11 protein-coding genes and 1 tRNA gene are annotated in these 13,456 nt (G+C 70.4%); 4 read left to right on the forward strand and 8 right to left on the reverse strand.

The annotated features are described in order from the left end of the window. Positions 1–3 precede the first annotated feature (3 nt). Together leuS and MRBLWH3_RS12885 are read right to left on the reverse strand one after the other, a co-directional pair. Positions 4–2,604, reverse strand: coding sequence for a leucine--tRNA ligase (leuS, locus tag MRBLWH3_RS12880; RefSeq protein ID WP_414685370.1), 2,601 nt, complete (start codon positions 2,602–2,604; stop codon positions 4–6). A 61-nt stretch (positions 2,605–2,665) separates the two neighbouring features. Further along, positions 2,666–3,982, reverse strand: coding sequence for an anthranilate synthase component I family protein (locus MRBLWH3_RS12885; RefSeq protein ID WP_363432527.1), 1,317 nt, complete (start codon positions 3,980–3,982; stop codon positions 2,666–2,668). A 42-nt stretch (positions 3,983–4,024) separates the two neighbouring features. Between MRBLWH3_RS12885 and MRBLWH3_RS12890 the strand changes: the two genes are divergently transcribed. Genes MRBLWH3_RS12890 through MRBLWH3_RS12905 form a run of 4 tightly spaced genes read left to right on the forward strand, consistent with a single transcriptional unit; the run spans position 4,025 to position 7,441 of the window. Next, positions 4,025–4,702 (forward strand): DedA family protein, encoded by a 678-nt coding sequence (locus MRBLWH3_RS12890; protein ID WP_363432530.1) that lies wholly within the window; start codon positions 4,025–4,027, stop codon positions 4,700–4,702. A 4-nt stretch (positions 4,703–4,706) separates the two neighbouring features. Next, on the forward strand, positions 4,707–5,762 hold the full coding sequence (locus tag MRBLWH3_RS12895; protein WP_363432533.1) for an App1 family protein: 1,056 nt from the start codon (positions 4,707–4,709) through the stop codon (positions 5,760–5,762). A gap of 47 nt (positions 5,763–5,809) precedes the next feature. Then, the gene (locus tag MRBLWH3_RS12900) at positions 5,810–6,523 is read left to right on the forward strand and encodes an SOS response-associated peptidase (protein ID WP_363432536.1); all 714 of its coding nucleotides are present in this window, start codon (positions 5,810–5,812) and stop codon (positions 6,521–6,523) included. A 45-nt stretch (positions 6,524–6,568) separates the two neighbouring features. Beyond that, positions 6,569–7,441 carry a 3-methyladenine DNA glycosylase gene (locus tag MRBLWH3_RS12905; RefSeq protein ID WP_363432538.1) on the forward strand — a complete coding sequence of 291 codons (873 nt, stop codon included), beginning with the start codon at positions 6,569–6,571 and terminating at the stop codon, positions 7,439–7,441. A gap of 1 nt (position 7,442) precedes the next feature. Here MRBLWH3_RS12905 and MRBLWH3_RS12910 read toward each other — a convergent pair whose 3' ends face one another. The 6 genes from MRBLWH3_RS12910 to MRBLWH3_RS12935 all read right to left on the reverse strand — a co-directional run bounded on the left by MRBLWH3_RS12910 (position 7,443) and on the right by MRBLWH3_RS12935 (position 13,396). Beyond that, a complete protein-coding gene (locus MRBLWH3_RS12910; protein WP_363432541.1) occupies positions 7,443–8,648 on the reverse strand; it encodes a glycoside hydrolase family 3 N-terminal domain-containing protein in 1,206 nt (401 codons plus the stop codon). Positions 8,649–8,675: 27 nt separating this feature from the next. Beyond that, on the reverse strand, positions 8,676–10,352 hold the full coding sequence (locus tag MRBLWH3_RS12915) for an acyl-CoA dehydrogenase family protein (RefSeq protein WP_363432544.1): 1,677 nt from the start codon (positions 10,350–10,352) through the stop codon (positions 8,676–8,678). After that, positions 10,349–11,446 (reverse strand): zinc-binding metallopeptidase family protein, encoded by a 1,098-nt coding sequence (locus tag MRBLWH3_RS12920; RefSeq protein ID WP_363432546.1) that lies wholly within the window; start codon positions 11,444–11,446, stop codon positions 10,349–10,351. The genes MRBLWH3_RS12915 and MRBLWH3_RS12920 overlap by 4 nt, the downstream gene beginning before the upstream one ends. Positions 11,447–11,480: 34 nt before the next feature. Next, positions 11,481–12,620: a PQQ-dependent sugar dehydrogenase gene (locus MRBLWH3_RS12925; protein ID WP_363432549.1), complete on the reverse strand. Its 1,140-nt coding sequence runs from the start codon at positions 12,618–12,620 to the stop codon at positions 11,481–11,483. Then, the gene (locus tag MRBLWH3_RS12930; protein WP_363432552.1) at positions 12,617–13,093 is read right to left on the reverse strand and encodes a VOC family protein; all 477 of its coding nucleotides are present in this window, start codon (positions 13,091–13,093) and stop codon (positions 12,617–12,619) included. Before MRBLWH3_RS12930 ends, MRBLWH3_RS12925 begins: the two co-directional genes overlap by 4 nt. Before the next feature lie 230 nt (positions 13,094–13,323). Further along, a tRNA-Ala gene (locus MRBLWH3_RS12935) sits at positions 13,324–13,396 on the reverse strand. Between the last annotated feature and the right edge of the window lie 60 nt (positions 13,397–13,456).

The raw sequence follows: 13,456 nt of genomic DNA on the forward strand, positions 1-13,456 counted from the left end.
AGGTCAGTGGGTGCTGAAGCTCACGACCTTCGGCGGGCGGACGACCACGCGCGTGATCTCGCGGCCCGCGAGCGAGCGGACGACCTTCTCGTCGGCGCGGGCGAGTCGCTCGAGCTCGGCGGCGTCGATGCGCGCGGGTATCTGAAGGGTGGCGCGCACCTTTCCGTCGATCTGGACGACCGCCGTCACCGTCTCCTCGACGAGCAACGTCGGGTCGGCCGTGCGCCACGGCACCAGACCGACGAACCCGTCGTACCCCAGGATCTCCCACATCTCCTCCGCGAGGTGTGGAGCGAACAGGTCGAGGATCATCGCGGTCGCCTCGGCGGCCTCGCGCACAGCGGGGTCGGCGGGACCGGCGCCGGTGTCTATGACCTTGCGCGTCGCGTTGACCAGCTCCATGAGGCGGGCGACGACCACGTTGAACTTCGTCTGTTCGACGAGCCCTGGCGCGTCCGCGAGCAGGCGGTGCGTCACGCGGCGCAGCGACGCGTCGCCCTCCGCCCACACCACGTCGGGGTCGCTGGTCACGTCGGTGGCGACCCGCCAGGCACGCGCGAGGAACTTCTGGGCGCCGGTGGTCGACACGTCCTCCCAGTTAATGTCGTCCTCGACCGGGCCGGCGAACGCGATCGCGGTGCGCACCGCGTCGGCGCCGGGGTCGACCATGCTCGACGCGAACTCGACGAGGTTGCCCTTCGACTTCGACATCTTCGACCCGTCGAGGAGCACCATGCCCTGGTTGATCAGGCTGGAGAACGGCTCCGTGAAGTCGATCAGCCCCATGTCGAAGAGGACCTTCGTGATGAAGCGCGCGTACAGCAGGTGCAGGATCGCGTGCTCGACGCCGCCGATGTACGAGTCGACGGGCGCCCACCGGTCCGCCTCGCGGGAGGGGAACGCCTCGTTCGCGTCGTCCGGCGCCAGGAACCGCAGGAAGTACCACGAGCTGTCGACGAACGTGTCCATCGTGTCGGGGTCGCGCAGCGCCGGCTCGCCCGTCTCGGGGTCGGTCGTCTTCATCCACTCCGTCGCGCCGCCCAGCGGCGACGTGCCCTTGGGGGCGAGGTCGAGACCGTGCGCGTCGGGGAGGCGCAGTGGCAGCTGGTCCTGCGGAACCGGCACGATTCGCCCGTCCTCGGTGTGGATCATCGGGATCGGCGTGCCCCAGAACCGCTGACGCGAGATGAGCCAGTCGCGCAGACGGTACGACTTCGCCGCGCGTCCGGTGCCGGCGGCCTCGAGCTGATCGATGATGCGCCCGATCGCGTTGCGCTTGGACAGGCCGTCGAGCGAGCCGGAGTTGATGACGCGGCCGTCGCCCGTGAGGGCGATGCCGGTGCGGGCGGGATCGAGGTCGTCGAGCGTGTCGAGAGGACCCGGATCGATGGGCACGCCCTCGTCGTCCATTTCTATGACCGGGATCGCCCCGGTGATCGGGGCGGTGGTGTCGACCACGACCTTGACCGGCAGGTCGAACGCGCGCGCGAAGTCGAGGTCGCGCTGGTCGTGCGCCGGGACAGCCATGACGGCGCCGTGCCCGTAATCGGCCAGCACGTAGTCCGCGGCCCAGATGGGCAGGCGCTCGGCGTTGACCGGGTTGATCGCGAAGCGGTCCAGGAAGACGCCGGTCTTGGGCCGGTCGGTGCTCTGGCGCTCGATCTCGGTCTCGCGCTGCACGCTCTCGAGGTAGTCCTGGAAGCGCACGCGCACCTCGGCCGACGAGCCGGCGGCGAGCTCGGCGGCCAGGTCGCTGTCGGGCGCGACGACCATGAACGTCGCGCCGTGCAGCGTGTCGGGGCGCGTAGAGAAGACCGTGACCTTGTCGGCCCGGCCCTCGATCTCGAAGTCTATGTCGGCGCCCACCGAGCGGCCGATCCAGTTCCGCTGCATGCGGATGACCTTCTGCGGCCAGAACCCCTCGAGCTGGTTGAGGTCGTCCAGCAGCCGGTCGGCGTACTCGGTGATCTTGAAGTACCACTGCGTGAGCTTCTTCTTGATCACCTCGGCGCCGCAGCGCTCGCAGTGCCCGTCCACGACCTGCTCGTTCGCGAGCACGGTCTGGTCGTTGGGGCACCAGTTGACCGGGCTCTCCTTGCGGTAGGCCAGGCCGCGCTCGTAGAGGCGCTGGAACAGCCACTGGTTCCAGTGGTAGTACTCGGGGTCGCTCGTGTGGAGGATCCGGCTCCAGTCGTACGACGAGCCGTACTCGCGGAAGCTCTTCTTGTGCTGCTCGATGTTCGCGTAGGTCCACTCGCGCGGGTCGGCCCCGCGCTGGATCGCCGCGTTCTCCGCCGGCAGGCCGAACGAGTCCCACCCGATCGGGTTCAGGACGTTGTAGCCGCGGTGACGCCAGAACCGCGCCACGATGTCGACATACGCGTAGCTCTCGGCATGACCCATGTGGAGGTCGCCCGAGGGGTACGGGAACATGCCGAGCACGTACTTGCGGGGGCGCTTGTCATCGGCGCCGCCGGCCCGGAACGGATCGGCCTCTGCCCAGCGCGCCTGCCACTTCTGCTGGATGGAGTAGGCGTCATAGGCCTCTGTGGGCGCAGAGGTGTCGGGAGTATCGGTCTGACTCACGTGGAAAGTGCCAATCATGGAAGCCGGAAAGCGCGCGCAGCGCGCGAAGCGCGTCTTCCAGGTTAGCGGAACAGGCGGTTCACCAGCCCGGCGGCAGGGCTGCGCCCAGCGCGGCGAGGGGTCCGCGTGCCTTGATCCCCACCTCGGCGACCTCGTCCGCGGCATCCGATCGCCACGTGATGCCGCCCCCGGCGCCCACGTATGCGCCGTCCGGCGCGACCACGATCGAGCGGATCACCATGGCGAGATCGAGAGCACCGTCGTCGCCGACCCAGCCGAAGCACCCCGAGAACACTCCGCGGGGCGCGCCTTCGAGAGCGTGCAGGATCGTCATCGCCGAGAGCTTCGGGGCCCCCGTCATCGAGCCGGCCGGGAAGGTCGCCGCCAACAGGTCGTCGACGGTCGTTCCGGCCGCGAGGCGACCCGACACGGTGCTCACCAGCTGGTGCACAGCGGGGTATGACTCGACCTCGAGCAGAGCGTCGACGCCCACGGTGCCGTCCACGCACACGCGGGAGAGGTCGTTGCGCATGAGGTCGACGATCATGACGTTCTCGGCGCGCTCCTTCTCGCTCGCGCGGAGCTCCGCCGCCAGGGCGGCGTCGGCGGCCGGGTCCGCGCCGCGCGGGCGCGTGCCCTTGATCGGCCGCGTGCGCACGATCGCGCCGGCCTCGGGCGCACGCTCGACGTGGAGGAACTGCTCCGGGCTCGCACTGAGCAGCGCGGCGCCGCCCGAGCGCACGAGCCCGCCGTGATGCGCCGGCGTCGCCGCGCGCAGGCGGAGATAGACCTCGACAGGATCGACGGATGCCGCGACCTCGAAGCGTGTCGTGAGGCACAGCTGATACGCGTCGCCCTCCCGGATCGCGTCGCGACAGAGTTCGATGAGCGCGGCGTACTCGTCGGGGCGATGCCGGGCGTGAGCCACTCCCAGCGATTCGGCGGGTGCGGTTGCGATCGGAGTCTCCACCGCCGCGGCGACTGCGGCGGCGAGGTCGTCGACCTCCACCGACGAGGCGTACGCACAGATCGTGCGCCGGCCGTGGTCGAACGCGATCAGGCGCTCCACGCGCAGCCACACTTCCTGCGGGAGGACATCGGCCACGCCGAACGCAGGGGCGCCGGCGCGCGCTGCTGCGTCATCGTACCCCGTCCAGCCCACCCACCCGCCGCGGAAGGGGCTCTCGCCACCGCCGGAGGGTGCGGCGGTGCATGTCGTCGCCCTCACGTGCTCCGGCTCGTCCCGGGAGCCCGCTCCGATCCAGCTCCATCCCTCGCGCGCGTCGGGTCCGGCATCCAACCAGAAGCAGTCGGGCTCACCCTGGAAGAAGGCGGCGAAGACGGATGCCGGATCCACCCAGTTCGGGACGACCGCGGCGGCGAGGGGCTCCGTCATGTTCCCAGGTTAGAGCGGCGCGCAGACCTCTAGGCTCATGGCGTGAACGAGTTCCTGACGTGGCTGCTCGACGCCGTGCAGAGCGTCGACCCGATCGTCAGGACGCTGCTCGCCGGATTCGCGATCATGCTGGAGACGAGCGTGCTCATCGGACTCGTGGTACCCGGGGACACGATCGTGATCGTCGCGGGCACCGCCGTCTCGTCGGTGCTGGAGGGCGTGATCCTCGGCGTCGCCGTGGTGCTCGGCGCCCTCATCGGCGAGAGCATCGGCTTCTGGCTCGGGCGCTTCCTGGGCCCCCGCATCCAGCACTCCCGGCTGGGGCGCCGCATCGGCGAAGAGAACTGGGAGCGTTCCGAGCGGTATCTGCGGCGGCGCGGCGGGCCGGCGATCTTCATCTCCCGCTTCCTGCCGGTGCTGCACTCGCTGGTGCCGCTGACCGTCGGGATGAGCGGCTACCCGTACCGCCGGTTCCTCGCGTGGACGATCCCGGCGTGCGTGATCTGGTCGACGCTCTACATCTCGGTCGCCGCGGTCGCCGCGGGAACCTACCGCGAGCTCGCCGACCGGCTCCACTACGCGGGCTACGTCTTCGTGGGCGTCATCGTGCTGTTCCTGGTGCTCGTGTTCGTGAGCAAGAAGGTGATCGAACGGGCGGAGCGCAAGCACCTCGAGCACGGCGGTCCAGACGAGTCGTCTGTGACGGACGTGAAAGACTGAAGGGGTGCCCCACACCGACCCCCAGAACGTGCGCGCCAAGATCCTGTGGCTCGCCCGCCTGGAGTACCGGTTCCACGCGTGGCGCGAACGGCGTGCCCGCCGCCGTGGGCAGAGGCCCACCGTCGCACCCTTTCCGGGCTACGGCGGACCCGACTGGGTGCGAGTCCTCGGCCGGGTGATGATCGTCCCGCCGGCGAAGGAGACCACGTCCGGCGAATACGCCGGCGTGCGCGGCTGGCGCAGCTTCGCGGCGGTCCCCATCGGCTACGCGGCGGTCACGGTGACCATCGCGGGCGTTGATCACGAGGTCGTGGCCGACCGTGGCGGCGTGATCGACACGCGGCTCCCCGCCGATCTCGAGCCGGGCTGGCAGACGTTCACGATGACGGTGGAGGGGGGCGAACCGGTCGAGACGCGGGCGTTCATCGTCGGTCCCGATGTCCCCTTCGGCATCGTCTCGGACGTGGACGACACAGTCATGGTCACGGCCATCCCCCGCCCGCTCCTCGCCGCCTGGAACTCGTTCGTGGTCAACGAGCACGCCCGCCAGCCCGTCCCCGGCATGGCGGTGCTCATGGAGCGCGTCGTCCGGGAGAACCCCGGTGCACCGCTCGTATACCTCTCCACCGGAGCGTGGAATATCGCGCCGACGCTCATCCGCTTCCTCAGCCGCCATGTCTTCCCGCCGGGCGCCCTCCTCCTGACCGACTGGGGTCCGACGCACGATCGCTGGTTCCGCAGCGGCAAGGCGCACAAGCTCTCGAATCTGCGCCGTCTGGCCGAGGAGTTCCCGCACGTGCGGTGGCTGCTCATCGGCGACGACGGGCAGCACGACGACGCGATCTACACCACCTTCACCGATGAGCACCCCTCCCGTGTCGTGGCTGTCGCGATCCGGCGCCTGTCCCCCGCCGAGGCGGTGCTGGCCGGCGGCCGCACTGCCGTCAACGACCACGCGGCGGCCTCGGTGCCGTGGGTGAGCGACAACGACGGCGCAGGCCTGCTGGAACGGCTGGAGGATGTCGGCGTCCTCGGTGCCGCCGGAGCGCTCGAAGCCTGAGCCTCTGTTTCCGCGCCCACGTCGGAGGCCACGCGTAGGCTGGCCGCATGTGCGGACGCTTCGTGGTGGCCAGTGCAGGTTCCGATCTCGTCGGGGTGCTGCGCGTCGATGTCGAGGGCGACGACCTTCCCGAGCCGTCCTACAACGTGGCTCCGACCAGCAGCGCTGCGATCGTGCTCGACTCGGCGAAGACCGAGCCCCCCACGCGCCGTCTCGAGGCCGCCCGCTGGGGGCTCATCCCGTCATGGGCGAAAGACACCAAGATCGGCGCGCGGGCGTTCAACGCCCGGGCCGAGGAGCTGGAAGACAAGCCGATGTTCCGCGGCGCGCTCGAGAAGCGCCGCGCCGTGGTGCCCGCGTCGGGCTACTACGAGTGGAAGAATGTCGACGGCGTGAAGATCCCGCACTACATCCACCCCGCCGACGGCGAGCCCCTGTTCCTCGCCGGGCTCTACGAGTGGTGGCGCGACAAGACGAAGGGCGACGACGACCCGGAGCGGTGGCTGCTGAGCTTCACGATCCTCACGCGTGACTCCATCGGGCACCTCGGCTCGATCCACGACCGCATGCCGCTCTTCCTCGATCCCGACCACGCCGACGCGTGGCTCGAACCCACGACCGACAACGTGCGCGACGTGCTCGACGCGGCGATCGACGCCGCCCCTGCCCTGGCCGATACGCTCGACGACCACGAGGTCTCGAAGGCCGTCGGCAACGTGCGCAACAACTCGCCGGAGCTCATCGAGCCTGTCGAGACGTGATCCCGCGCTGACGGCGCGCGGAGGCGTCCCGCGTATCCTCGAACGGTGACGATCGCGCCTCCTGAGGCCCCAGTGCTGGCCCGCGCCGTATGGCGAGAGCGCGAGGCTGTCCACAAGGAGCGTGCTCGGGCCCTGACGGCGGCGCATCGTGCCCGCGCCGCACGTCACGAGACGCACCCGGTCGAGGACTTCCTCTTCACGTACTACTCGTACAAGCCGGCGGTGCTGCACCGCTGGCATCCCGGCGAGGGCGTGGAGCTGTCGGATGCCGCCGCCGACGCCCGCGCCGCATGGCGCTGGTATCGTCCGGGTGGCGGGGCCGGGGCTCTCGCCGTCGACGGCGAGGGCTTCCGCGCCGAGCGGGGCGCGCTCGTCGGGAACGTCGCGAGGATTCTTCGCGCGACCGCCGGCCGAGCCCCCGGCTTCGGGTGCTTCGGTCTGCACGAGTGGGCCATGGTGTACCGGCAGCCGGAGCACCGGCATCCCGTCCCGCTGCGGCTGGGCCAGGACGCGACCGACGCCGTGGTCGAGGAGCACGACCTCCGCTGCACGCACTTCGACGCATTCCGGTTCTTCACACCAGAGGCCGTCCCGCGCAATCGGGAGATGCTCACGCGCGAAGGTCAGCCTGAGCTGGAGCAACCCGGCTGCCTCCACGCCGGCATGGACCTGTACAAGTGGGCGGTGAAGCTCGGGCCTCTCGTGCCGGGCGAGGTGCTGCTCGATGCATTCGAGCTGGCCCGGGACATCCGCGTGCTCGACATGCGCGCGTCGCCCTACGACCTCGCGGACTGGGGCTATGACGCTGTTCCGATCGAGACTGCGGAGGGCAAGGCCGCCTATGTGCGGGCGCAGCGCGGCTTCGCCGAGCGCGGACACGTCCTCCGCGCCGGCCTCGTCGAGATCGCCGGCGGCTGACTCATTCGGCGGGATCCGCGCACGTCGTGCACGAAAGCTCGCCCTCTCCAGCCTCGGCGACGGCGAGTCGCAGCTCCATCACGCGTGTTGCCGCCTCTTCCAGTCGCTCGGCGGGCACCGCGCCCGACTCCACCGCGGTGACGATCCCGTCGACGATCTGCGGCGCGGTCTCGGGCGTCGAGTAGACCACGGTGAGCACCATGTCGTTGCCCGCCGCGAGGGCGGCGACGGCGTTCGCGACGGGGTCGGCGTACGCGGGCAGACCCGAGCCTTCCAACATGCCGAGATCGTCCGTGACCGCCACGCCGTCGAAGCCGAGCTCGTCGCGCGCGATGCGGTGCCATTGCGGTGAGAGGCTCGCGGGCGCCGGATCGACGGCGGTGTACGCCAGGTGACCGAACATGAGCAGCTCGGCGCCGGCGTCGACCCCGGCCTGGAACGGCAACGCGTCGGTGGTGCGCCACTGATCGAGCGTCATCGTCGTCGACGGGATCGACGAGTGGGAGTCCCCCGGCGCCGCGCCGTGGCCCGGGAAATGCTTGAGGGTCGAGAAGACGCTGCCCTTCTCGCCGACGACGGCCGCAGCCACGTGCGCCGCGGCGGTATCGGGCGTCGTACCCAGGACCCGCCGATGGATGAACGAGTCCGGGTCGGCGGTGACGTCCGCGACGATGCCGAAGTTCACGGGAATGCCGGCCTGGCGGACGAGCGCGCCGCGGCCGGCATACGCCGCCTCCACGGTGGCGGCATCGGCCTGCTGCAGCTCGAGCGGGGAAGGAAGGTCGTCCCACGCGAGCCGCGACACGTCACCACCCTCCTGGTCGACGGCGATCAGCGGCGGCTGCGCCGGGTCGACCGTGAGCGCGGCGGTGAGCCCTGCGAGCGCGGCCTCGTCGGCGGGGATGTTCGCCCCCAGGAGAAGGAAGCCGCCGACGTCGGTGGATGCCATGTACGAACGCAGGGCGACAGCATCCGTCGTCGGAATGTGGCCCATCACGACGCTCGCCGCGCGCTCCCGCAGCGGCATCGTGGAGACCACCTGCTCGGCCGGTGTGAGATCGGCGACCTCGGGTGTCGGTGCGGCGGTGGCCGTTGGCGACGAGATCGCTGACGGCTTCGCTGACGGGGCCGCTGCGCACGACGCGCAGACGATCGCCGCGGCTGCGACGACCGCGGCGAGCAGGATGGATCGTCGCGCTGCAGTCACTCCCACAGCCTAGGCGCGGCTCGACGGTCAGTGGCGCGCGACGATGGCGGCGGCATCCGTCCCCGAAGGCAGCACGCCGTACTGCGCTCCGCGCTCCTCGCCCAGCCGGGCGGCGATGAACGTGTCGGCGTCGACTCCGGGGGCGTGCCGCAGCATCAGGGATGCCTGGAACGCCAGGGCGAGATCTTCGCTGAGCCGGCGAGCCTGAGACGGGGCCTCGTCCGGAGCGGTCACAAGGCGCTCCAGCAGGGCGAGCGTGCGTTCCACGTGCCGATCGAGGATCGCCGAGGCCCCCGCCGTGGTCGCGAGCTCGTCGGCGAAAGCCGCGCCCGACTCGCGGTCGCGCGTGAGCGCCCGCAGCACGTCGAGAGCGATGACGTTGCCCGAGCCCTCCCAGATCGCCATGACGGGCTGCTCGCGATAGCGCCGGGCCAGCGGGAAGGCCTCGGTGTAGCCGTTCCCGCCGAGGCACTCGAGCGCCTCGTAGGAGTGATGCGGCCCGCGCTTGCACACCCAGTACTTCGACACCGGGGTGGCGAGGCGGCGCAGAGCGACATCGCGATCGGATGCTTCGGCCTCGAAGAGCTGCGCGAGGCGCAGGCCGGTGAGCATCGCGGCCTCGTATTCGAGGGCGAGGTCGGCGAGCACGCCGGTCATCGCGGGCTGGTCGACGAGGAGTGCACCGAACGCCTCGCGTCCGCGTGCGTGCCACACCGCTTCGGCCACCGACTGCCGCATGCCCGCGGCCGTGCCGAGCACGCAGTCGAGGCGCGTGCGCTGGACCATCTCGATGATCGCCCTGACTCCGCGTCCGGGCTCGCCGACGAGGAAGCCGACCGTGCCGTCGAACTCGACCTCTGCCGACGCGTTCGCGCGGTTGCCGAGCTTGTCTTTCAGCCGCTGGATGCGGAACACGTTCCGCATGTCGTGCGGCAGCATGCGGGGCACGAACACACAGGTGAGTCCCTCGTCGACGCCGCGGCTGCGGGTGTGGGCGAGCACGAGGAAGCCGTCCGACATGGGCGCCGAGCAGAACCACTTGTGGCCGGTGAGCTGGTAGGCGTGCCCGCCCATCGACTCGCCCACGGTCGTGCCCGCGCGCACGTCGGAGCCTCCCTGCTTCTCGGTCATCGCCATCCCGATGAGGGCGCTCGACTTGCCGCCGTCGACGGCGAGTCGTGGTTCGTACTCCCGCGAGTAGAGGCGTGGAAGCCACTCGTCGGCGACCCACGGCGATCCTTCGATCGAGGCGACCGCGGCGTGGGTCATCGAGACCGGGCACGCGTGCCCCGGTTCGACCTGCGCGAACAGCATGAACATCGCCGCGCGTGCGACGTGTGCTCCGGCACGGGGGGTGGCCCACGCCGAGGTGTGTGCACCCCGGGAGACCGATTCGGCGATCACCCGGTGATACGACGGGTCGTACTCGACCTCGTCCAGGCGATAGCCCCAGCGGTCGTGGGCGTGCGCAACGGGGGTGTGCACGTTCGCGAGGTGGGCGTCCCGCTGGAACGAGCCGGACCCGACCAGCAGACCCGCTTCCCGGAGCCCCTCCTCGGCCCACCCCGCCCCGAACGCGCCGACCGCTGCGGCGAGCGGCGCGTTGAGCGTGTACTCGTCGACCTCGACGCGCCAGGACGGTTGGTTCTCGACGTAGTGCGTCGCCGCACCGATCACCCGCTGTCCCCGCGCGAATGACGTCATGACGTCTCCGTCTCCCCCGCGCCGCCGCCGGCCATCGCGAGGGTGTACTGCTCCCCCGGGCTGAGCGGCGCGCGCGTCACGATGTCGTGGACGAAGGCGAGCTTGTGCCGCACCGGCGTCACGATCGTGAACGGGTACAGGTCGCCGAAGCCCATCGACCTGTTGATGCGGTTGAACGCCTGCGACAGCCACTCCCAGTCGGTGAGGAGCCGCTGGATCGGCTCGTTCTCGTACGACTCGAGCGGAACGACGTCCGTGTCCCGGAGATTCGTCACGGAGGCGTCGAGATGGATCCCGATGACCGCTGCGGTCTGCAGCGTGCCGGTGATGTGGAGGTAATGGGCGAACGTCTCGGCGAAGTCCTCCCACGGGTGCATCGTCGCGTACTCCGAGATGAACGCCGCGTGCCACTCGGACGGGGCGCCGAATCTGTAGTGGCGCTTCAGCGCGTCCCGGTAGCTCGCGCGCTCGTCACCGAACAGCTCGCGGCACCGCGCCCAGAGCTCGTCGTCGGTGAGGAGGACGTTCTGGTAGTAGTGCCCGACCTCGTGGCGGAGGTGCCCGAGGATCGTGCGGTACGGCTCCCCGAGCCGCACCCGAAGGGCCTCCCGCCGATCGTCGAGGTTCTCAGCCAGGTCGATCGTGATGATGCCGTTGGCGTGCCCGATGGTCACCGGCTTGCCGTCGGAGAGGCTCGAGATCAGGTCGAACCCGAGGCCGCCCTTCTCGACGTCCCAGCCGACGATCGGCAGGCCGAGGTCGGCGAGCTGCAGGAGGAGCCTTCGCTTGGCCTCCTCGGTCTTCGCGAGTTTCTCGAGGGCGACGGTGTCGTCGGCGGCTGGACGGCGTCGAGTGAGCCGGCAGGAGAAGCACCGGCCGGCGGGAGCGTTCTCCCACACGAGCCAGTTGCACGCCCACTCACGGTTCGAGCAGGTGTACCAGGTCTCGCCGCCGATGATAGCCTGCCCGTGGCGGATTCCGTAGAATTCACGCGTCGGGATGTGGTAGCCGATCGCGGCTTCGCAGTTCGGACACTGCAGCGTGTCCAGGTAGACGAAGCGGCGACAATGCGGACAGCGGGGCTGCGAGGTCACGGTCTCACCGTAGCGTGCTGCAGAGCGCCACGATTCACGGGGCCGGAACGACCTCTACGCGCAGGAGGAGATCGTCGCCTGGTCGCGGCGAACCTCGCCCGTCGGTGTTGTTCGTCAGCAGCCACAGCGACCCGTCTGGCAGCGCGACGACGTCTCGCAGTCGTCCGTGCTCGCCCACGAACGCGGCGACGGGCTCATCGCGCATCTTCCCCGCGTCGGTGTCGATCTGCCAGAGCCGCTCGCCGCGGAGCCCCGCCATGAATATCGTGTCGCCGCGGGCGGCGATGCCGCTGGGGCTCGCAGCGCTCGTCGGCCACTGGGCCACCGGATCCGTGAACTCCCCCCGCCCGGAGATCCCCTCGACCACGGGCCAGCCGTAGTCTCCCCCCGGTTCGATGCGGTTGAGCTCGTCCCAGGTGTTCTGACCGAATTCGCTGGCCCACATCGTGCCGTCGGCCGTCCACGCGATCCCCTGCACGTTGCGATGCCCCATCGACCACACGCGCGTGCCCCACGGATTGCCGGGGGCAGGATCGCCGTCGGCGGTCACGCGCAGGATCTTGCCGTTGAGGCTGTCGCGGTCCTGCGGGGCGTCGCGTTGCTGCGCGTCTCCCGTCGTGATGTACAGGTAACCGTCCGGGCCGAAGGCGAGGCGCCCGCCGTCGTGGGTGCTCGCCCGCGCGATGCCCTCGAGGATCACCTCAGGCTCGCCCAGCTCGAAGGATCCCGGCTCGCCGAGCAGCGGCATCCGTGCCACGCGATTGTCGTCGGCCGCACCCGAATAGGCGAAGAGCGTGGGGGCGCCGTCAGTCCGGAGGAGCGCGAGCCCGTGGAGGCCGGACTCGCCGCCTGACACCACACCGGGGATCACGCCGACTGTGCGGACCTCGCCGTCGGGGGTGAGTTCGAGAACCGTGCCGTCACCGCGTTCGGAGATGAGGGCTCCCCCGCCGTCGAGCGGCACGACCGACCACGGTGCGACGAGCGCCGACGCGAGGGTCCCGGTGACGGAGCCGGCGCGCCACCAGGTCTGGGTAGCCGCAGTGGTGCTCGGACCGATCGTGGGTGCCGGCGAAGACGGTGTCGGCTGGGGCGCCGGAGCGCTGCACCCGGATGTCGCGGTCAGCACCAGGACGAGGCATCCGACCGCCGCCAACCGGGCGTCGCGCCTCATCCGTCCGCCACGGCCGCCTCGAGGACCGCGAGGTCGATGCGCCGCATCCGGAGCATCGCCTGCACGGCGCGGTGGGCGACCTCGGGGTCGGGGTGGCGGATCAACTCGACGAGCCGGTCCGGGATGATCTGCCACGACAGGCCCCAGCGGTCCTTGAGCCACCCACAGGGCTGCTCCTGACCGCCGTCCGCCGTGAGCGCGTCCCAGTATCGGTCGACCTCCGCCTGATCGCGGCACGCGACGTACAGCGAGACCGCCTCGGTGAACGGGAACTGCGGACCGGCATCCATCCCGAAGTAGTCCCGGCCGCCGAGCCGGAAGTGCACGTGCATGACCTTCCCTCCCATGCCCGGCACCGCCTCGGGGTAGCGGTCGATCGTCACGAGCTCGGAGTCCGGGATCAGCCCCGTGTAGAACGTGACGGCCTCCTCCGCGGCATCGTCGAACCAGAGGAACGGGGTCACTGCGCTCATGCGTTCCACCCTTGTCGACGCATCGCACCCGCGCAATGGCCGGGATCGCGGATGCCGCGCGCCGAGCCGCACCGCGATCCGCAGGCCCGCGTCCGCCCGAGCCGTGAACGACCCTGCTCGGCCCGGCTGAGCACCAGCAGCGCCCCGGTGAGCTCGATCGCACGGGTGACGTGGAGTGCCGCGATGCAGCGGCAAAGCGAAAGGCCGCCCTCATCGGGCGGCCTTCTCGGTGGACCTGAGGGGACTCGAACCCCTGACCCCCTGCATGCCATGCAGGTGCGCTACCAGCTGCGCCACAGGCCCGGACGCTGTTCCCGCTCTCGCGGGGCAACCCGTCTAGCTTACAACACTCCGAGGGGTGAT

The organism is Microbacterium sp. LWH3-1.2 (assembly GCF_040675855.1).
GTDB lineage: Bacteria > Actinomycetota > Actinomycetes > Actinomycetales > Microbacteriaceae > Microbacterium.